Raw genomic sequence first — 19,399 nt, forward strand, 5'->3', positions numbered from 1 at the left:
GGCTTTTTTATTAGCTATTGTTTGTTTACGTATTCTTTAAAGCGAGCTTTAGTTTCTGCGTCCGCTTTTTGGTACCAGAAATGCAGCATTTCTTCAGCGGTTGAATCTGCTTTCATTGTCGCAGGCTTTGTTTGCTTCATGTCTGCTGGGATTTTTGCAGGAAGTGTTACAGGTTGAACTACCGCTGCGGTTGCAACGCCAATCGCAGCAACCCCGCCAGCTCGGTTGTAATCTTCAACTTCACGAACGTAATCGCGGCCGATCTGCATACCTGGTTTGATAAGCTTGTCTTGCTCTACGGTAATTGCATTGCCAGAAGCATCAACCAGTTTCCAATCGAGGTCTTTGATGTTTGCTTCAGCTTGGCGAAGATCTCGGTATTCAGGAACCTGTAGGCTTAGCTCCGCATCGGCTGCGTCGAAACGAGTTACGATCACATCGCTATCAACGCTGACGCGATCATTGCCTTTACTAAAGAAAGGCGAGAATCGAAATACTACCTGATTTACACCATCAGGAAGCGTAAAGCTCTTCTCTGAAGCAAAGAAGCCACCAGAAAGCTTAACCTTTTCACCGTTAGCGGCCAAAACTGAAACGTCGTCAGGAACATGGATTGTCACATCAGCGAATGCCATTCCGCTCATTGCAAGAGCAAGCGCGCAAGTTAAAGGCTTGATCAATTTCATTGTTTTTATCCTAAGCTCTGTCATTTGTGGTCATCGAGAGTGCATCGTTAAATGCTTGATTGCAACCGTCGAATGTAAGAAGTATGAAAATTTAACAAGAACGTCATTTTAATCGGATATCAAACAATGAAACTGTGAGCTTAGTTGCGCAAACCGCTGCAAAGGCAGCGGTTTGTTTCAAGTGGTGAGGTGACTGATGAAGGTTAGATACCTGCGCCGTGGCCTGATTCGGCTTGTGTCTCTTCCTTCTCTTCTAGTAAGTCTTCTTTTTGCTGCTGTGCCTTCTCGATGCTCAACCACCAAACGAATAGCTCGTACCAAATCGCTAAGATAACCGCACCCAAGAACAGGCCTACAATGCCATAGAACAACATACCACCGATTGCACCCAGCAGAATCACTGGCATTGGTACATCAACACCACGGCCCATCAGCATTGGTTTGAACAAGTTCTCAGACAGTGCTGCAACCACTACCCATACGGTAAACATCGTTGCTGTGCTTGTGTCGTTAGTCATGTACATGTAACCCACGATAGGTAGAACCGCGAGCAGAGCAGGAAGCTGAGCAATACAAAGAATCATCAGAATCAGAGTGAGTAGGCCTGCTGCCGGAACGCCAAAGATAAAGAAGCCCGCACCAATCAATAGAGCCTGAATCGCAGCAACACCAACCACGCCCAGTAGAACACTTTTAATGGTTGCGGCAATAAGCGTTGTCCAACTCTTCGCGTTATCACCTGCCGTACGTACAGCGACGGTTCGCAAGCCAGAGGCAATTGACTCTGAATAAGTCATAAAGCCGGCAGCAATCGCCAGTGAAATGATAGAAAGAAGCAGGCTACCTAGAGCTCCACCGACCATGCCAAGTAGAGACGTTAGACCCGACTTGATTTGCGGCATGAAGGTTTGAATCGCTTTTTCTAAGTTGGTCGCAAACAGCGTCCATACTTCGTAAAGCTTATCACCGATAAGTGGCCATTCGGCGACAGAAGGTTTTGGACCAGGGATTTTGATGTCGCCGTTTTGCAGAACTTCTAGCGCGTGGGTTGCACCATCAACAATTGAGCCCGAAACCATGACTAGAGGTGCCACTAGAAGTGCGATACCCAGCAATGCAATCGTCGTTGCAGCCAGACCACGTTTACCACCGTACACTCTTTCCAGCTTCTTACAGATTGGCATCAATGCTACCGCGATGATGGCACCCCAAATCACAGGAAGAATGAAAGGTTTGATGATGTCGTACGTAAACATCAGCAAGATTAAAATCAAGCCGATTCGTATAGCAGATTCCACCATGTTACTGATGAAAATCTTACTCTCATTTTTTTCCGATTGTTTATCCATTTTTGTTTACCTGATGTTCAATGTTGGAACTGACGAGACTTGAAACAACAATCGCCATATAAAACACGCCTACAATAGCCTCTAAATACACAACGACTTGTGCCAATGGCGTTAGAGGGCTGATGTCGCCATAACCTAACGTGGTTAAGGTGACGAAACTGAAATACGCTGCATTTGAGAAGTTTTGACCCCAAGAGATGGCTTCCATCCCTGTGAATGAGTTTGGGGAGAACTCAAGAAGAATGAGGTAAGCAATTGCCCACATCAGACCCAGCAGCAAAAATAGAGCAACAGAGCCAATCACTTTGTTAGTGTTCACGTGCCCAGTGAACAGAATCTGTCTTGCGATGGATTTGAATGTCCCGAAGAAGAAGGCGAAGGTGAGGGCTAGCATCACGACATCCATCTCTTTAATACCTAGCGCGGTCTTGATGACGATCACCAAGACCCAGGTACCAAGCAAGGTGTAGAGAAAGCGCGACCAGTTTTTGTCAAAGCGCAAGCTCGCCATACAGACGATGAAGGTGATGATGGTGAAACCTTGCAACAGATGCTCCATTGCACCTTCTCCAACGACCTGCACAAACGCACCACCGATTAATAGTCCGATAAGCGCTAAGGTCAGATAGAAGAAGTTGTTTTCTTCATTGATGTTTTTGAGTTTTTTTCCAATAGCCATGGGTCAGTCTCTTTCACTCCTATTTTTGCTATTGTGATGAGTCTTTCATCACCATGATGGAAGCAGAAAGCCCAAATCGCAGGTCGACGCCTTCTGGTAATTCATGCAATGACACGCGAACGGGAATACGTTGCGCTAAGCGAACCCACTGGAATACAGGGTTTACATTAGGAAGAAGGTTGTAGCCCACTGTGCCATCTTTAGGGGCGATACCCCAACCGATGGAGTCCACCGTAGCGTCGATAGGCGCATCTGGGTGAGACATCAAAGTCACCCGAGCATCGTTACCAGGAGCAATTTGAGCTAATTGGTTTTCACGGAAGAAACCAAATACCCAGAAGCTGTTTTTATCGATAAGTGCTACTAATGGTTGGTTTGCTACCGCTTGAGTACCGTTGCGGATATCAAGGTTAGAAACAAACCCATCGACCGATGCGTAAACTTTTGTGTAGCTAAGATTTAGTCGTGCTGACTTAAGTTGCTCTTCTGCAGATTTGATTTGCAGTAGGGACTCTTCGTAGGTGATTTCACGACGAATGAGATCTTTGTGAGAAACGGCGCCGCGGTCTTTAGCTCGAATGTCTTTTAAACGATCGTATTCGATCTTTTTACCGCGAGAGCTAACGATGGCTTTTTCTAACGCTACTTCCGCTTGTGATAGGGCAACTTCATAAGTGGTTGGGTCGATCTCAAACAACAGATCGCCTTGTTTTACTTCTTGGTTATCTATGACGGTGACATTAACGATTGGCCCTGATACACGAGGTGCGACCTTGATAACGTTCGCACGTACCTGACCATCGCGGGTCCATGGGTTATTAAAATACTCTTCGAATTTCTGATAGCCGAACCATGCCGCGCCACCAAGAATGACAAGATTGAGTGCAATAACGAGTAGTTTTTTCATCTTGTTGGGCACCTAAAACTGTATATAAAAACTGTCGATGGCCACCACGTAGAAAACCATGATGGCAATGAATGTCAGAGACGGAAACGCAATGAAACGAGACAAACGTGTCTTGTTCAAAATGATCACCGTTATCCATGTAGCGGTGACCGCTAGAATCAGCACCAAGAGCAGCGGTGAGAAGTAAACGTCACCCCAAGAGAGTTCGTGTGGCATTACTGCACCTCCTCATCTTGTTCGGTACTTATTTGCTCGGTACTGTCCGTTTGCGCTTTGTCTGATGGTTGCTCAAGAAGCAGTGGCGGCAGAACGCGTTCTTCTTCGTCCAACAAACCATCCCAATCGCTTCGGTCTTGCATCTGCTTGGCAGTGGTTTCAGATAAGAATGGCTTGCCAGTTTGGGTTTCCCATCCACCGCCAAGTGCTTTGTAGAGCGCCACAACCTGGTTGGCGACGTTACCTTTGATGGTGGCGTAGCTGTCTTCTGCGCGGGTCATCTTTTCTACTGAGTTCAGCAGACGCTCAAAAGAAATCTGACCGTTTTCGTACTGCGTCATCGAGATATTAAATGCGCGAATCGATGAGTTGACTGATTGCAGACGCAGTGATTTTTGCTCCAAGTACAAGTCGTAGGCCTCCAGTGCGTTGGTCACTTCATTAACCGCTTGCAGCACCTTCTTGTTGTAGTTGGTGAGCGTTTCTTGGAAGCGTGCATCTTCAAAGCGGATGTTGTTCTTCACTCGTCCATATTGGAAGATGTTCCAACTGAATGTTGGGCCCACTACCATGGTCAGTGAGTCGCTGAAACTGAAGCTGCTACCATCTGGCACTGTGCTGTCGATACCGATTGAGCCGAACAGTGAAAAACTTGGATAAAGTGCGGTTTCTGCGACACCAACCTTGGCGCTTTGTGCACGAGCCTGCATCTCTGATACTTGAAGATCAGGTCGGCGCATGACTAAGTTTGCATCCACTTTGTTATCCAGTAGCGGTGGGCTAGGTACGATAGAACGCTCGTCACTGCCAGACAAAGCTGGCTTTCTACCGGATGACTTAAACTGGTTTTCATAATCCGCCATACGCTGGGCGAAACCATTAGATTGCAGCAGGCTCTCCACCTCTTCCGGTAGCACACCTAAAAGCAATGCCAATGCTGTACGCGACTGCTTCATTGCGATTTCAAGAGAAGGCTGTGCCGCTTTGGTGTTGAAGAGCTGGTTTTTTGCTTGCTGAACGTCGAGTTCGGTTACGTTGCCTGAATCGAACTGTACTTGGGTGATGTTCACAACGCGCTCTTGGATCTCGATGTTGCGGCGTGAGAGCAAAATACGCTCTTGGAACGTGCGGTAGTTGATGTAGTTGCGTGCCACCTCAGAGGTGATGGTCACCATGATGTCGTGGTATGACGCAATCGATGCGTAGAAACCAGCCTCAGCCGATTCAATGCCACGAGCGTATTTGCCCCAGATGTCCATTTCCCAACCAGCATCAAACGACAGCGCAGCGTTATTCAAGCCTTGGTCGTTCACATAAGCTCGGGCTAAGTTACCGGAGACGGTTTGCACTTGTGGGTATTGCAATCCAGTTGAGATGCCCAATAGCGAACGTGCTTGGACGATACGCAAACCCGCCGCCTCAAGGTCGAGGTTTTGTTGGCTCGCCATCTCAACCAGTTGGTTCAGTGTTGGATCGTTGAACTGCTGCCACCACTGCTGCAGTTTTTGCTCGGATTGTTGTGTGTCTTGCGCCGCTTTTTCTACCGACCAATCACTTGGCAAGGCGGTTTGCTCTGGATGGACGTAGTCCGGACCCAAAGTTGTACACGCACTCAATCCGAGTACAGAGAGTATGGCGAGGCTTGGTTTAGTTAGTTTTAGAAGCATCATATCCTCACCTTTAAAACCGCTTCTGACGTAAGTTCACCCAATCGATATCCTCGTAGGTTTGCTTGCATTGGTTGATCGCTTCGAACACGTTTCGTTTTAAATTCAGCAAGATATAAAAACCGGCAATCTCTGAATAAGCGTAGTCAGATAAATCCAACTCACTAAAGAAATCTTCCAGTTTATTTTCAAAGGATTGGTAATCCTGGCTGTATTTTTCGAACACAGAATCGAGTTCGTCGGTCGCCTGATGGCTTGCTAGTGCGCCAGCCATCAGAGGTAATATGGAATCGGTGTGCTTGCTGCGTAACTGTTTAATAAGTGGGTTACTTAATAGCTTTTGTTCAGCAGCAATCAAGATGTTGACGTGATTGCTCAAGGTGTCACAAGACTTGCTGAATGCACCAATCGCTTCTGGCGGTGTCTTGTCGAACAGCTTGTGGTTGATCTTCGCCCCCCACACTTTGAGCTTTTTAGAGGAAACGTTCAGCGTCACCAAGTGCAGTGAGCGTTTCATCTTATTAAATGTGGATTCAGACTGTTCATGATAGCGGGTAAATAGGCCGCCAACGTGCCTGAAATAGCGCTCTTTCAGTGTTAAAAACAAGTGTTCTGGACGAGAACTGAAAGGGAAGTAGTGCGCAAAAATAATCATGAACACCACCATGTAGAACAAGGTCATGATTGTCATCAGAATGCCAAAGTGATAGGTCATGTTGTTGTCGAGACCGAGGACAAATAAGCCAATCATATAGAAGATGGTCACCGGCCCTTTAAACAGGTAAAAGCCGATAAAGGTGTAGATGAAGATGAACAAGCCCAATTCGCCTCCGAGTTCCAAGCCCGGCAAGATGAAGACGTACGAAGGGACCGCAAACAAGAAGCCAAACGTAAACAAGATCAGCAACATAAATGGGTGAACCGGAACAAACGACAGCAGTGACATGAAAATGGTGGAGAAGGTAACAAACGAGTAGCCACCCGGTGGATTGAAGTAAATCCAAATCAACCCTGCCACCCAGTAGGTGGTGAAGGTTTTCACTGCGGTTTTGAAGTTTTCGGCATCCCACCAAAGGAACTTGCTCTTCTGCTTCGGCAGATCTTGTTTGAACGAGACATTATTGGTGACCGAATCAATACAGCTGATGCTCTCTGCAAGGCGAGATAAGCTCTGATGCATTAGCTTGAGTAAGTGGCCCAGTGTCAGGGCAGAGCCTTTGACTAAATGGGGAGCGTCTGACAAAGCTTGTTGGTTGTAATCAACCTTAAATTCCTGAGCGCGGTAAGCTGGCCCCTCGTTGTTCCACATTTCTTGGCAGGTTTTGAACAGCGTTTGAATTTCTTCGATGGCTTGATCGAAGTTGTTGATGCAGCTTCGGTCTTGCTGATGGCTAAAGTGGCTGTGTGCTGCCACGCTGAGTTCTTGGGTGATTTGTTTGTTGAAGTGAACGGCGAGTTGCCACTCTTTCATGTAGGCTGATACGTCACTGCATTCCACACTAACTGTTGCAAAGCGTTGCTCTAGCGCGTTTTGTGCGGCGAATACTTTGTCTAGCAGGTTTTCAATGGTGGGCTTAGGTTCTTCGTCTTCCTCACCTTCTTGCGTGCCTGAAGCAGGGACTAATCCTTGTTGGTGAGCTTGTTTTTCCTCGAAGTTTTGCAAAATAGCTTTAAATAGGGCTTGTTGAGCTTGGTTCAGTTGCTCAACGAGTTGACGCAGGTTTTGTTCTGTCTTCGTCGGCCATAAGAAAGTACCCACCAAGGTGTAAAGCACCACGCCAAAGATAGTCATGTAGGCGCGATCGACGCCATACATGAACGCGCCTTCTGCATCGCCACCATTAGACATCATCAAGACCATTACGCCAGTTAAGGCAAGTAAGGTAGGGTCTTTTTGGTACGCGTTGCGGAAATAGAAAATAAAGGAAACAATCACCGAAACGCTGAGCATGTATAGCAAGCGATCTTGGGCGAACATGCCGACAAGCAATAAGCCGATCACCGCGCCTACTAAAGTGCCGAGTACGCGCAGTGTGCCTTTGGCTAGAGATTCACGCCGACTGCCGGTAGAAGCGATCAACATGACCGTCGTAGCCGCTGTAGAAGCTTGTGGCCAACCCATCGAAAACGGGATCAGATAAGCCAGAGTCAGGCTAAGCGCTACTTTTGTGGCGAATTTGATTTTCTCGTTCATAGTGTCAACGTTAGCTCAGGCTTATGCTTGTAAGTGGATGAATTTATTCAATCAATAATCAGAATTTCATTCTGAAAAAGATTAGGAGGCGGAATATAGCGATTGAAACGAGATGGTTTGTAAATCCTTTGTCAAAATCAAACTGGGTCAAAATGCTCAAATCACCTTAGATCCCCCATTGCTTATGGTGTGAGGCAAAAATAAGCAAGAAAACGTTTAACTAGAAAGTCTCACTATTGAGACGGGCTTGTCGGAATTACTAAACCAAATCTTTAATCGATATTCACCGCCATTGCGTCAGGCGTTGCTCGTTTCCACAGTACGGTGAAAACAAATGCCTAACAAAAAGCATAGATGATGGTAGATAAGTTGAGAGGAAAGTTATTATTTTTTATTGGCTTGCGGGGTTGGTTTTGGATTTTTGAGAGCGAGATAAAAATACCAATGCAATGCCGCCAAGAATAACAGCGCTGGTAATCAACGAATGTAGGGTAAGGGTTTCACCCAATAACACATTGCCCAAAATCACAGCAATGGCTGGTACAGAAAGTTGGCTTATTGCTGCTTGCAGCAATGTGAGTTTTTGCATCACCTGATACCAAAGCACATAGCCACAACCTGAAGCGATGGCACCAGATGCGACGGCTAACAACACGCCTTGTTCAGTAAAGTGAACAGATTCCAGTAAGAAAGGCGAGAGTATAAGCCCAAGAATTGAAGCGGCAATAAACCCCGAAGTAATGCCACTGCTTGGTGTTGGTGCTTGCTTACCCAAAGCCGTAAAGCCTGCCCAACAAATACCAGAAAGCGCCATTAATATCGCTGACCAAACATCTGGACGCGTTGCTGATGGCAGCATTAACCAAGCAAATCCAACCAGAGAAACGATGATGCCGACCAGTTCGAGGGCTTTAAAGCGCTCCCCTTGCCACCAATAAAGTGCAAGTAGAGTCAGCTGTACAGCACCAAAAAGTAGCAGTGCTCCAGTTCCAGCTGCTAGTTTTACATAAGCAAAAGAGAATAGCGCTGCATAGCCAAATAAGGCTATGCCAGCGAGCAGGCTGAATCGAGTTGTTGGGATTTGGCCGCGCCAGTTTCCACGTAAAAGCATGATGGCGATGAGAGTAACTGCGCCAGAGAGTAAACGGATAAGAGTGAAGCTGCCCGCGTCAATTGAACCTGCTGCCAATGCCAAACGGCACAACAGCGAATTGGCGGCAAACGCCAACATGGCAATCGTGGTCAGTAAAAATGTTGGCATTCCTTATCCTCAAATCTCATTAAGAGTCGCAGTGTAGCGTTAAATCGAAAGGGCCAATTAGTTGATAAAGTGATTAGTTATAGCTGAAACCATAGCGCAACACAGAGCAGAAAGAACATCACTTTGCGAAATTGAGTGAGCGCGGTAAGTGTTATAACATAACATTTGATTTTAAGGCTCAACATAGAATGAGGAATTCAGATTGAATCTATTTGTTAACGATCTCACGGTTATTGATGCATCGTACCTGTGTGAAACACGAGGCATGGTCGGCGAGAGTTGGATTCTGGACGTAGTAATGCACGGTGATCTCAATGAGATGAGCATGGTGCTGGATTTCTCTAAAGTGAAAAAACAAATCAAACAACTGGTCGATCAATATGTTGATCACCGTTTGCTCATACCTGTGAAGAGCTCAGCGGTGGAAGTAGCGAGTATCAAAACAGGGTATTCCCAAGTCGATCTTATGCGTGGTGAAAAGAGCATCCACTTACATTGTCCTGATGAAGCGTTTTGTTTTGTTGATGCTGAAGATATTTCGATGGAGAGCGTGACTCAGCACATCCACAAAGTATTACAGGGCAATCTACCAAGTAACGTGGCATCGATTGATTTGACCTTGCGTCACGAAAAACTTGATGGCGCTTACTATCACTATACCCACGGTTTAAAAAAACACGACGGCAACTGTCAACGCATTGCGCATGGTCATCGCTCGCCGATTCAAATTCTGGTCGATGGTCAGCATGATACCGCTCGTGAACATGCTTTTGCACAGCGTTGGCAAGACATTTACCTTGCTTCAATCGAAGATCTTGTCGAGATTGGTCATCTGGAATTGAGCGAGCATGCCACACTCATCAACAGCGATACGCACTTTGGCTTCCGATACACTACTTCACAAGGTGACTTCCAACTCGCTATCGCGCACAGCGAAACCGAGGTATTGAACACCGATACAACGGTAGAACTGCTGGCTGTATTTATCGCTAACGAAATTGCCTCTTCATTGGATGAAGGACAGTCGTTACAAGTCATCGCTTATGAAGGGGTAGGGAAAGGAGCAATGGCGTTTCGTTAAGAGGGCGCAGCTCAATCTCAATCAAAACTCACTTTTACTCAATATTTGGAATATCACGTTTATGGACAAACTTAATCGTGTTCTGCTCGTAGCAGGTACGCATGGTAATGAGCTTTCTGGCATTTATCTTCAAAAGCTCATCAAAGATCGTCTTTATGTTGCTGATCGTTCGACGTTCAGTACTCAGTGTGTGCTTGGCAACCCTGAAGCGGTAAAGCAAAACGTTCGTTATGTTGAAACGGATCTCAACCGTGAATTTGCCTTGGCGAATCAATCATCGCCTGCGACTCAGCAAGAAACTGAAATCGCGCAGCAATTCACGCAACTACATGCTCGCCAAGAGAATCAATTGATTATCGATCTGCACAACACCACTAGTAACATGGGCGCTACCTTGATTTTGGTTTCTAACGACGTGTTCTCTCGCAAGATGGGGGCTTATGTGAAGCAACGTATGCCAGAAGCTAATATTCTGTTTGAAGACAGAAAAGCGTGGGATGATCAACCTTATTTGTGCACCACAGGGCAGCATGGTGTGATGATCGAAGTTGGAGCTCAAGCGCATGGCTCACTGAAGTACGACACTCTAGAGTTAATGAAAAAGATGCTGACTATGGTATTAGATTACCTTGAGCAGCATAATCTTGGTCAAGTTGGTGAGTTGAATGACTACGACGCGTATTTTTACACCGAAGAAGTCATGATCCCTGTCGACCACGATGGTATGCGTGTCGCGACAGTACATCCTATGATCTGTGGACGAGATTTCGAGGTAGTCAAACCGGGCGAACCACTACTCGCGACCTTCTTTGGTTACGATATTTTCTGGGAAGGCAAACAGGATATCTATCCGCATTTCATCAACGAGAGTGCGTACAGCAAAGCCAATATCGCTATGGCACTTGCTGAGAAAAAGGTTGTGAGCGCGGAATAAGTATCAAAGAGAAAGCGAATAGTGAGACACGAAAAAAGGGGCGAGAATATCGCCCCTTTTACTATTGGTAGCAGTGTCGCTCTAGCTTGGATTGGTCATTATTTATGACGAATCACCACCGCCATTTCGTCACCATCTGCGAACGGCTTTCCGCGCAAGTCGCTGTAGGTTGCTTGAACTTCTAAACCATGCGGCGCAAGCTCTGCTGTAAGCATGTCTAAAGTGAAATGTTGCAGCCAGTTATAGACTGTCCATTCTCGTTGCGCTTCAGTTATCACGTACTTGTCTAGCGTGACAAGGTCAGTTTCGTATTTGAATGAAGACTGAATACACCAGTAATCTTCTGCACTCCAAAAACCGTTCATGGCATTTTGATTGAGTGTCAGCGCTTCAGCTTGCTTGCTAAAACGTGTTTGCGTGTACACGTCTAATGCAATCGCACCATTCTCAGCCAACAGTGTTTTGAACTTAGCAAACAACGTCGCACGTTGAGTTGGATTGAGCGCGCAAAGGTCACACATAACAAGCGTGATCAAATCAAACTGTCGTGTGTCACTGAACTCTAGGTAATTGTCTAAGTGATACTCAATAGCGAGGTTAGAAGACGCTGCTTGTTGAGTCGCATATTCCAGTGAGTTTTGCGAGAAATCCAATCCGAGCACTGTGCCTACACCACGCGTTTTTAAACGTTGGGTGTAAAGGCCAGGGCCGCAACCAAAATCGATGGTTTTTGAATCTTGGTTGAGACCAAATTCAGTCACCAGCCAGTCAACAGATTCATCAATGAAGTTGAATGAGCGCGACGCGGCTTCGATTTCTTGGTTTAGATGGAAGCTGAGCATCTGTTTCGCAATGTGGTTATCTGTCCACAGTACGTCTGCGGTGTATGCTGACCAAACGACTGGTTTAGCGGTTGCTTCATTCAGTTTTTTAAACATAGTTGTAATTCCGACAATAAGTTAGCTTGTCGTCCTTACTTGAATTTAGGGGTTTTAGTTATCCTAAAACAACGTAAGGACGTTGATTAAAATGAGTGTGTTGAAAACGAATCATTGGAAATACCTCCTTGAAAATAGGGTTAAAAACGCGCGAAATTTATCAGTAATGTGTGGAAGAAGCAATCACGTATTGCTGCCACTCTTCTCCCCATAAAGCGACTTGATGGTGTTTCTCAACCATACAAGTTTGGGGTTGTACGCATTACGTTTGTGCCAAATCATGGTGAACGGGATTAGCAGCTTCTCTTGCTGTGGCTGTTCTAAAGGAATGGGTAAGCACACCAAATCTGGATGCAGCTTCTTGGTGTAACTTTCACAGTATTGCGGCGCTGTGGTCAGCATATTGTGGTGTGGTTGCGCGGCTATAAACAGAGACTGTTCGAAGCTCGACATGGTTAAACCAATGGAGCGCTGTAAGCCAAGTTCACTCAACACTTCGTCCAGTGCCCACGTCTCACTCTTTTCCCAAACAATGTTGATGTGTTGGTAACTCAAAAAGGTCTCAAGGTTCCATTCCTGCTCCAAAGCGGGGTGATCTTTGTGTAGGTACACCATAGGTAAATCTGAGAACAGCACTTCGAAATCAAGAAAGTAAGGAAGCAGGTTGAGTGACTCTTTTGAGCGGGGATGACTCTCTCTGCCGGTGAAGCCGATGTCTGCCTCGCCACGCACAATCGCATCGAGTGAATCGTAATCCCAGTTACTGGTTTTGACTTTCGCATCTGGGTAGCGCTGGTGGATTGCAACAAGAAGATCATCAAGAATCGTCAGCACTAACGGGGATTCAATGGTCAGATCAAAGCGCACGCCTTTGGGGGCTATATCGCTGCGCTTCTCGGCAATTTGGCTGCCAATTTGTAGCCATTCTGCCAGATCTTGCTCCATGCTTTGCGCTAAAGGAGTCGGTGCTAATCCTTTCGGTGTTTTCACAAACAGAGGATCATCAAACCAGTCACGAAGCTTATTAAGCGATTTACTTACCGTTGACGGCGTGACGTTTAACTTCTTCGACGCTTTGGAAACACTCTGCTCTTGCAGCAGCAATTGCAGAGTGAACAGCAGGTTGAGATCAAGACGGGCTAGTGATTTCTTCATAGTGGCTTTCATGAGCAGGCTTAGGAATAAATAGTATTAGAGCCAAGCTGATTGCGCCACCTATAGCTAACACAAACACCAACATATTCAGCGCATTAACGCCGATGAACCCCATAAACCAGATGTAGAGGGCAGAGCAACACACTTGAGCGATGCCCAGTAGGGAGCTTGCTACACCAGCACGGAGAGAGAAAGGGCTGAGCGCTTGACTCATAGCCACGCCAAAGCCAATCGAGAAGCCAGCGCAAATCAGCCCAAATCCGAATAAGTAAAATGGGATTCCCCATTGGTTTAGATGAGCAAAACCAATCACCATCGCGGCACTGACAAACAAGGTTTGCGAAGTCAGCATCAGAGTGCGTTGCTTAAAGTAGGACAAAGCCAATGGCGCAGAGAAAGAAGTGATCATACTGACGAGCGCAGTGCCTGCCATGACAGAAGAATAGCCACCACGATCAAAACCAAGTTCGCCCATCACCAGCATTGGAGAGACGTTGACGTAGGTAAGAATTGTGGTCACGCCGATGGCCGTATTGATGAGTCGGCTGATGAAAAAGCGCTCCGCGAACGTTTCTTGGTTAGAAGCTGAAGCGGTGCTTTGTTGTGGTATGACGCTAGGTTTTGACTCTTTGAGTACCAAAATAGAAAGCAAACAAACCATCATCCCCATGCCTGCCATTGTGGTGAACAGACTTTGCCAAGGGAATTTAAGCATAATGAGATGGCCGACAACGGGGGCTATCACTGGAATGATGCAAGTAATGCCGTTAAGCATGGAGAGAACTTTGGCGCGGCGTTTATCGTCCAATGTGTCTCGTAGAATAGCAAACGCAACTACATAGCAAGAGCCAGCCCCAATGCCTTGCGCAAAGCGTGCGATTAAAAATGTAGTGGATTGCTCAGCCGTACCGCCTAGCAATGATGCAGTAATAAAGATGGCTGCGCCCACTACAGCAACGGGTTTGCGACCAATGGAATCGGCGATCTTTCCTGCAAACAGCATGGTGGTTGCCATACCTGCAAGATAGATAGAGAAGGCAATGTGTAACTGTGATTCACTGGCGTTTAGATCGGCTGCAATTTGTGGCAAACCTACAAGGTAAAGATCAATCGCAGTAGGATAGAGTAAAACAAGAGAGAAACTACAAAGCAGAAAACGAAACATGACAACCTCACTAACAATTGGTAAGGATAATAGTGTGCTAAACGTTTGCCTGCGAGTGGGAATTACGACCGCAGGTATTTCCATTTACGACATACCCTGTATAAATCGAACGGAAGTTCAACAAGGATGACCATGATTACCATTGAAAAGTACACGCCATGCCGTCATGAGCAAACCATTGAGCTACAAGTCTTGGAAGAGCAAGCTCAGTTTACGATTGAGGATATTGGTAAGAAATTGGAAAGTCTTAAACCGACAGAGCTGCCCCATTTGATCCTAGAAAATGATCGTGTGGTCGGGTTCTTTTTGTTCGATGCTGCGTACAGTGAAGATTATGACTTTTGCCCTCAAGGAAGTATAGGTGTTCGCTCACTGCTGGTGGATCATCGCCATCAAGGTAAAGGCATCGCCAAGCAAGCAATTCGCTTGTTTGGGGACTTTGTTAAATTGCACTATCCAACGTTTGAGTTTCTCTACCTAACGGTTAACTGCCGAAATGTGCCAGCTTATCAGTGTTACCTCAAAGCTGGTTTTGAAGATACTCATGAGCTCTATCATGGTGGTCCAGTTGGACCCCAACACATCATGCGTCAGGCGCTGTAAAAAGGGCTTAGTAAAGATTGTATCCACTCAGCTTTTGCAATAAATTCGATGCAATTAAATGAATAAATCAAGGAAGATATGTGAAGATTGAAGTCGATAATTTAGAAAGACCAGAAGTCATCGCGCTGTTAGAAGAACACTTACAAGATATGTATGCCACGTCACCGCCAGAGAGCGTACATGCGTTAGACCTGGATAAACTAAAACTACCAGCCGTAACGTTCTGGACTGGATGGAAAGATGAGCAGCTGTTGGGGTGTGCTGCAATTAAAGAGTTGGATAACCAACACGCGGAGCTTAAATCCATGCGCACCACACCAGCAGCAAGAAACCAAGGTGTGGCGTCTCAATTATTGATTCATGTGATTGAGCAAGCGAAGCAAAAAGGTTTGCAGCGCTTAAGTTTAGAAACTGGCTCGATGGAATTTTTTAAACCTGCGCGCCTGTTGTATGAAAAGCATGGCTTTGTGTATTGCGATCCGTTTGGTGACTACGAACTCGATCCGAACAGCCAATTTATGACCCTAGAACTGAGCTAGGGTCACGTATTTCTAGCGAGTTAAGGTTAAGTTCCTTAGAAGTTCAAATTGAAATTGATGGTTGGCATTAGCAACTGTGAACGTTCATCTGCCAGCCTTTTTCTCTTCTCTTTTAGGCGCTTGGCATTATCTTTATCTGGATTATTATCCAGTTGGTTGTCGATCACCGAAATTTGAGTATCGAGCTCTTGGATACGTTGCTGGCGCTGATATTCCTGATGACCTAACTGGTAGTTTTCAATGAATTGTTTATTACTGCACACGCCATAATATGTTTTACCTTCTACTCCTACCGTATAACCATTATCCGGAGAGCAGTAGAGAATCGTGCCTTTATCGAAGCCTTCTTGCCATTCCTTTCTGTCCGGCGTAACGCCAGCTTCACTGCAGTCTTCTGTATAGCTGTTGATGATGCTTGGGTTGTCACCCTCTCGACCGTCTTGGTAGCCTACCTTGTACCAATTAGCCGTCTTACACTCATCGGGAGACATACTGGTACAACCGGAGAGCAAAGTGAGTAAAGCAAGCGGAATAAGTGCTCTTTTCATCAGTAAATGTCCTTAAAAGAAATCAAATTGACCATTAGAATATAAATTGAACGGTGTTCATTTTTATGGGTGGAATCATAGTGCTCATAAATACATGTAATTGCAAATTGAAAACAATTAAGGCCATAGCCCCCCAGTTCAGGAGGCTATGGGGGGCTAACTAGTAGTTGTCAAAGGGAGAGGGGCAGGTTTCCATGTGCTCGCTTAAGTCACCAAATACGTTTGCGCCAACATATTCCGTATTAGTGGATTGAGCGTTGATGACTAAAGTTCTTTGCGGCTCGCGCAAGTCGCGCTTTAATTCTACCCAGTTATGGGCCATGGTTGATGAATTAACGGTATGGTAGCAAAGGTTGTTGTGATCGATGATGCTACACCAAAGCGTAGTCGCAGAGGGTGGTGACTTAGGCTTTTGCTCAAAGTGACAACCAAGTGGTGTTGCGCACGTTGCCATCAATGCTCTTGTTTGGCTAAGCACCTCGGTTTGCTCTGCTGCTGGTTGGGAAAACTTATAGTAATAACTTGCTCGAGCGAACCTTTGATGAGTTGCTGTGCCACCTGGAACGTCGAAGAGAGTGAGTCCAACGAAGTTCTTAGGATGGTTCCATTTTTCTAACCATGGTTTTAATAACAGCTGCTGAATCTCAAAACGCGGTGTAACGGTCGCGACATTATAGCTTTCACTTTCGTTTACACTGAAACGTCCACCTCTCAGTTCAATAATTGCAGAATTACCACTTGTATCAGAGAGTGTTAAATGCAATTTAGTCGGTGTTTCGTTCTTTCCATCTGGAACATATTCACTGACGATGTATAGATTGTCAGGGTTATTTCTGAAATAGTCCGCCGCTTCGCGAACACTTTCAAAATTGTCTAATGTGAATTGTACCCAGCGAAGTGAGCTGATGATGGCGACGCCATCTGGAATGATTTGTGTTGGTGTATGTTCTTTCTCGTCTTGCTCTAGCATCTCGAGTATTAGTTTCGAGACTGAATCTTTACTCTTTATGATCTCTGTCGCATTTTCAAAGTACGCTAGCAAGTCTTCCAACCCATTCACGGCGAGACCTTTTTCATTTACCCCATCAATAGACGCCAGGCCAATATTATCGCTGCCTAGATAGGTACAAACACTCGAGTACTGGGCTGTCCAATGGTGTGCCTTTTGTGCTTCTGGGTGACGATCATTGATTCCAAGCCGGATTGAATCTCCGGCAGGTAGTCGGTATAAATAAGTTGTTAATGGATTGTGCCAATCAAAGTTTCGACCAGTCATAGGAAGCGATGGGTTTAAACTATTGAAAATACGTGTACACATGAAATTTGAGTTCCCTCTCTATCTATATTGATGAGTTACTTTATATGTTAATAGTTTGATATCATTATGTACGTTATCAATAAAAGTATCTGAAGTGGATTCTGTGATACGCGTTTTATATTTTGAAGTTGCATGGAAAAGGATTTATGAGTGTCGAGAACTTGGAATATACGGAGAGGATACGCAATAGAGTTTTAAGTGCGGTTACCCTTATTTTTACGTTTGTGATGCTTGCTTTGGTCACATTTAATGTTTTTTACAACTCGCAATATTTATTGGCATTTATAGAAGGGCTATTTGCTTTTTTGTCTCTCTATATTTTTTTTAAATGTCGAAAGGGGCACTGCCACCCCTATCTGGTGTTTTTCTATTTATTGAGTATTGCGCTGCTTATCCTCACTGCTAATTTGCTCCTTCCTTTGACGGATGTTGTTTTTTTGTGGGCTTTTTTCTTCCCGACGATTTCCTATTTATTGCTAGGGGGAGCGTTGGGCTTTAAATTGACCACAATTGTCTTTGTTTCAGTTGGAGCGGTGTTATTAGCTAGGCTCTTTGATAATCAGATATTTGACTACGGGCCTGTTACGATAAACTTCGCTACTTGCTACATTACGATCTGGTGTGTCACTCACTTTTTTGAATTAAGCCGCGCTAAAGCCAATACTTCTCTCTCTAAGCTGGCGTTGACTGATGCCCTTACGGGTACAAGTAACCGTCTTGCTTTTACGAGTTCTTTTGCCAGTTTCGTTGGTGACTATCTACTGATGTTTGATATTGATGATTTCAAGCATATTAATGATGAGTATGGTCATGATATTGGCGACAAGGCTCTATCTGAAATCGGGGGCTGTTTGAAGGCAGAGGTCGGTAATGAGAGAGTGTTCCGTGTTGGTGGTGAGGAGTTTTGTGTCTGGATTTCCGCAAAACATATGTCTGAAGCCATCACTAAAGCGAATAGGCTGAGAGAAGCGATTTCAAATATCCAATTGAAAGCGGATAGTCGTGATGTCTACCTGACACTGAGTGGTGGACTTGTGAAGAACGAGTATCATACTGAATCTGATTTGCTTAAGTATGCAGACCAACTCATGTATCAAGCTAAGATGAATGGTAAAGATCAAATTACTCACTGTGCTGAAGCTGCGTAGACACGCTTAAAGTATTTGTTATGACCAAAACCTTTATAAAGTTGAAAAAGGGAATCTTAAACTCACCGGCGCACAGGGTGAGTTCAGATTCCCTTATTGTTGACTAAAATATTGAGTTCTTACTTTTAATTAGCTTTCAAATGAAAGTTTATCGCCAAACGTCTCTTTCCAGTCTTTATCGAACTGCTCAACCGCCGGTTTTACTGCTGGGTGAGCGAACATTTGTGCCGCCACATCGGTTGGCAATGTAATGGCTTCGATGCCCAGTTTCATCACCTCCATCGCTTGTTGAGTGTTCTTGAAGCTGGCTGCCAAAATCTTCGCTGGTAGTTGGTTTTGATCGAGCAACAATTGAAGATCCGCGACCACTTCAACACCGTTGCCGTTCATCGCATCAATGCGGTTTACGTAAGGTGCTAGGTAGTCTGCACCGCACAGTGCCGCAAGGAAACCCTGTTGAGCTGAATAGATAGCGGTAGCAAGAACCTGAATTCCCTCTTTTTTCATTAGCTTAATTGCCGCTAAGCCGGTTTCTGTTGCTGGCACTTTTACCACCATATCGTAAGGCAATTCATTCAGTTGGCGCGCTTCTGCCAGCATACCTTCGACGGTTGAACTCACGACTTGAGCGTGAAAGCGAGGTGTACCGCCAAGTGCTTCTTGCATGCCTGCTAGGGTTTCATTCAGTCCCTGTTTTGACTTCGCCAAAATGCTTGGGTTTGTCGTCACGCCTTTTAGCGGTAGGCATTGGTTAAAGCGTTTTACTTCTGCCACATCAGCAGTATCTAAATAAAGTTCGATCATGGTTTCTACCTTAAACAAAATCTTCGTTTTGATGATGGGATCACTATAGATCTGACAATCGAACGAGATCTTGATTTTGATCAATTGAAATTTCATTTGAAACTATAATAATTTCATTAAATGAAAGTTAGGTAAAACTTGTAAACGCTCAAATGAAGCTTTCAGTTCGAACAAAGAAAAGCTGTTTATAAGACTTAACCAGCAAGA

Annotated in this window: 19 protein-coding genes; 5 read left to right on the forward strand and 14 right to left on the reverse strand. The window is 45.3% G+C overall.

The genetic code is table 11. The features are described from left to right. Window positions 1–14: 14 nt before the first annotated feature. The 8 genes from J4N37_RS21730 to J4N37_RS21765 form a co-directional block, all read right to left on the reverse strand. Window positions 15–686: a DUF2057 domain-containing protein gene (locus tag J4N37_RS21730; protein WP_010453225.1), complete on the reverse strand. Its 672-nt coding sequence runs from the start codon at window positions 684–686 to the stop codon at window positions 15–17. 203 nt (window positions 687–889) lie between these two features. Further along, a complete protein-coding gene (locus J4N37_RS21735) occupies window positions 890–2,035 on the reverse strand; it encodes an AI-2E family transporter (RefSeq protein ID WP_010453223.1) in 1,146 nt (381 codons plus the stop codon). Continuing rightward, window positions 2,028–2,714, reverse strand: a complete 687-nt coding sequence (locus J4N37_RS21740; protein WP_010453220.1) for a potassium channel family protein — start codon at window positions 2,712–2,714, stop codon at window positions 2,028–2,030. The genes J4N37_RS21735 and J4N37_RS21740 overlap by 8 nt, the downstream gene beginning before the upstream one ends. Window positions 2,715–2,742: 28 nt before the next feature. Beyond that, a complete protein-coding gene (locus J4N37_RS21745; protein WP_252042285.1) occupies window positions 2,743–3,621 on the reverse strand; it encodes an HlyD family secretion protein in 879 nt (292 codons plus the stop codon). Window positions 3,622–3,633: 12 nt separating this feature from the next. After that, window positions 3,634–3,837, reverse strand: coding sequence for a DUF1656 domain-containing protein (locus J4N37_RS21750; protein WP_005453214.1), 204 nt, complete (start codon window positions 3,835–3,837; stop codon window positions 3,634–3,636). Further along, window positions 3,837–5,507: a TolC family protein gene (locus tag J4N37_RS21755; RefSeq protein WP_252042286.1), complete on the reverse strand. Its 1,671-nt coding sequence runs from the start codon at window positions 5,505–5,507 to the stop codon at window positions 3,837–3,839. The genes J4N37_RS21750 and J4N37_RS21755 overlap by 1 nt, the downstream gene beginning before the upstream one ends. Before the next feature lie 10 nt (window positions 5,508–5,517). Next, the gene (locus J4N37_RS21760; protein ID WP_045387120.1) at window positions 5,518–7,698 is read right to left on the reverse strand and encodes an FUSC family protein; all 2,181 of its coding nucleotides are present in this window, start codon (window positions 7,696–7,698) and stop codon (window positions 5,518–5,520) included. A 391-nt stretch (window positions 7,699–8,089) separates the two neighbouring features. Continuing rightward, window positions 8,090–8,959: a DMT family transporter gene (locus J4N37_RS21765; protein ID WP_010453210.1), complete on the reverse strand. Its 870-nt coding sequence runs from the start codon at window positions 8,957–8,959 to the stop codon at window positions 8,090–8,092. A gap of 202 nt (window positions 8,960–9,161) precedes the next feature. On the opposite strand from J4N37_RS21765, the gene J4N37_RS21770 reads away from it, so the two are divergent. Continuing rightward, entirely contained in the window at window positions 9,162–10,040 is an 879-nt protein-coding gene (locus J4N37_RS21770) for a 6-carboxytetrahydropterin synthase (RefSeq protein WP_252042288.1), read from the forward strand. 61 nt (window positions 10,041–10,101) lie between these two features. After that, complete coding sequence (locus J4N37_RS21775) at window positions 10,102–10,974, forward strand: aspartoacylase (RefSeq protein ID WP_252042289.1); 873 nt, start codon at window positions 10,102–10,104, stop codon at window positions 10,972–10,974. Window positions 10,975–11,072: 98 nt separating this feature from the next. Here J4N37_RS21775 and J4N37_RS21780 read toward each other — a convergent pair whose 3' ends face one another. The 3 genes from J4N37_RS21780 to J4N37_RS21790 all read right to left on the reverse strand — a co-directional run bounded on the left by J4N37_RS21780 (window position 11,073) and on the right by J4N37_RS21790 (window position 14,232). After that, the gene (locus tag J4N37_RS21780; RefSeq protein WP_252042291.1) at window positions 11,073–11,912 is read right to left on the reverse strand and encodes a class I SAM-dependent methyltransferase; all 840 of its coding nucleotides are present in this window, start codon (window positions 11,910–11,912) and stop codon (window positions 11,073–11,075) included. Window positions 11,913–12,095: 183 nt separating this feature from the next. Continuing rightward, complete coding sequence (gene yidZ / locus J4N37_RS21785) at window positions 12,096–13,067, reverse strand: HTH-type transcriptional regulator YidZ (RefSeq protein ID WP_252042292.1); 972 nt, start codon at window positions 13,065–13,067, stop codon at window positions 12,096–12,098. Then, on the reverse strand, window positions 13,042–14,232 hold the full coding sequence (locus J4N37_RS21790) for an MFS transporter (RefSeq protein ID WP_252042294.1): 1,191 nt from the start codon (window positions 14,230–14,232) through the stop codon (window positions 13,042–13,044). Before J4N37_RS21790 ends, yidZ begins: the two co-directional genes overlap by 26 nt. A gap of 132 nt (window positions 14,233–14,364) precedes the next feature. On the opposite strand from J4N37_RS21790, the gene J4N37_RS21795 reads away from it, so the two are divergent. Both J4N37_RS21795 and J4N37_RS21800 read left to right on the forward strand, forming a co-directional pair. After that, entirely contained in the window at window positions 14,365–14,835 is a 471-nt protein-coding gene (locus J4N37_RS21795; RefSeq protein WP_029561157.1) for a GNAT family N-acetyltransferase, read from the forward strand. A gap of 80 nt (window positions 14,836–14,915) precedes the next feature. After that, window positions 14,916–15,374, forward strand: coding sequence for a GNAT family N-acetyltransferase (locus J4N37_RS21800; protein WP_045387095.1), 459 nt, complete (start codon window positions 14,916–14,918; stop codon window positions 15,372–15,374). A 35-nt stretch (window positions 15,375–15,409) separates the two neighbouring features. Here J4N37_RS21800 and J4N37_RS21805 read toward each other — a convergent pair whose 3' ends face one another. After that, window positions 15,410–15,922, reverse strand: coding sequence for a DUF2799 domain-containing protein (locus J4N37_RS21805; protein ID WP_038885515.1), 513 nt, complete (start codon window positions 15,920–15,922; stop codon window positions 15,410–15,412). A 160-nt stretch (window positions 15,923–16,082) separates the two neighbouring features. Beyond that, window positions 16,083–17,240: a linear amide C-N hydrolase gene (locus tag J4N37_RS21810; RefSeq protein WP_045387091.1), complete on the reverse strand. Its 1,158-nt coding sequence runs from the start codon at window positions 17,238–17,240 to the stop codon at window positions 16,083–16,085. Window positions 17,241–17,386: 146 nt separating this feature from the next. Between J4N37_RS21810 and J4N37_RS21815 the strand changes: the two genes are divergently transcribed. Then, on the forward strand, window positions 17,387–18,388 hold the full coding sequence (locus tag J4N37_RS21815) for a GGDEF domain-containing protein (RefSeq protein ID WP_252042295.1): 1,002 nt from the start codon (window positions 17,387–17,389) through the stop codon (window positions 18,386–18,388). A gap of 129 nt (window positions 18,389–18,517) precedes the next feature. Here J4N37_RS21815 and J4N37_RS21820 read toward each other — a convergent pair whose 3' ends face one another. After that, complete coding sequence (locus J4N37_RS21820) at window positions 18,518–19,192, reverse strand: fructose-6-phosphate aldolase (protein WP_009697968.1); 675 nt, start codon at window positions 19,190–19,192, stop codon at window positions 18,518–18,520. Window positions 19,193–19,399 lie beyond the last annotated feature (207 nt).

This window comes from Vibrio sp. SCSIO 43153 (assembly GCF_023716625.1).
In the GTDB taxonomy this organism is placed as follows: domain Bacteria; phylum Pseudomonadota; class Gammaproteobacteria; order Enterobacterales; family Vibrionaceae; genus Vibrio; species Vibrio rotiferianus.

What these genes read in the sequence shown, in the direction of transcription:
- J4N37_RS21730 (WP_010453225.1), bottom strand. Translation starts at nt 686, where the DNA reads ATGAAATTGATCAAGCCTTTAACTTGCGCGCTTGCTCTTGCAATGAGC.
- J4N37_RS21735 (WP_010453223.1), bottom strand. Translation starts at nt 2,035, where the DNA reads ATGGATAAACAATCGGAAAAAAATGAGAGTAAGATTTTCATCAGTAAC.
- J4N37_RS21740 (WP_010453220.1), bottom strand. Translation starts at nt 2,714, where the DNA reads ATGGCTATTGGAAAAAAACTCAAAAACATCAATGAAGAAAACAACTTC.
- J4N37_RS21745 (WP_252042285.1), bottom strand. Translation starts at nt 3,621, where the DNA reads ATGAAAAAACTACTCGTTATTGCACTCAATCTTGTCATTCTTGGTGGC.
- J4N37_RS21750 (WP_005453214.1), bottom strand. Translation starts at nt 3,837, where the DNA reads ATGCCACACGAACTCTCTTGGGGTGACGTTTACTTCTCACCGCTGCTC.
- J4N37_RS21755 (WP_252042286.1), bottom strand. Translation starts at nt 5,507, where the DNA reads ATGATGCTTCTAAAACTAACTAAACCAAGCCTCGCCATACTCTCTGTA.
- J4N37_RS21760 (WP_045387120.1), bottom strand. Translation starts at nt 7,698, where the DNA reads ATGAACGAGAAAATCAAATTCGCCACAAAAGTAGCGCTTAGCCTGACT.
- J4N37_RS21765 (WP_010453210.1), bottom strand. Translation starts at nt 8,959, where the DNA reads ATGCCAACATTTTTACTGACCACGATTGCCATGTTGGCGTTTGCCGCC.
- J4N37_RS21775 (WP_252042289.1), top strand. Translation starts at nt 10,102, where the DNA reads ATGGACAAACTTAATCGTGTTCTGCTCGTAGCAGGTACGCATGGTAAT.
- J4N37_RS21780 (WP_252042291.1), bottom strand. Translation starts at nt 11,912, where the DNA reads ATGTTTAAAAAACTGAATGAAGCAACCGCTAAACCAGTCGTTTGGTCA.
- yidZ (WP_252042292.1), bottom strand. Translation starts at nt 13,067, where the DNA reads ATGAAGAAATCACTAGCCCGTCTTGATCTCAACCTGCTGTTCACTCTG.
- J4N37_RS21790 (WP_252042294.1), bottom strand. Translation starts at nt 14,232, where the DNA reads ATGTTTCGTTTTCTGCTTTGTAGTTTCTCTCTTGTTTTACTCTATCCT.
- J4N37_RS21795 (WP_029561157.1), top strand. Translation starts at nt 14,365, where the DNA reads ATGATTACCATTGAAAAGTACACGCCATGCCGTCATGAGCAAACCATT.
- J4N37_RS21805 (WP_038885515.1), bottom strand. Translation starts at nt 15,922, where the DNA reads ATGAAAAGAGCACTTATTCCGCTTGCTTTACTCACTTTGCTCTCCGGT.
- J4N37_RS21810 (WP_045387091.1), bottom strand. Translation starts at nt 17,240, where the DNA reads ATGTGTACACGTATTTTCAATAGTTTAAACCCATCGCTTCCTATGACT.
- J4N37_RS21815 (WP_252042295.1), top strand. Translation starts at nt 17,387, where the DNA reads ATGAGTGTCGAGAACTTGGAATATACGGAGAGGATACGCAATAGAGTT.
- J4N37_RS21820 (WP_009697968.1), bottom strand. Translation starts at nt 19,192, where the DNA reads ATGATCGAACTTTATTTAGATACTGCTGATGTGGCAGAAGTAAAACGC.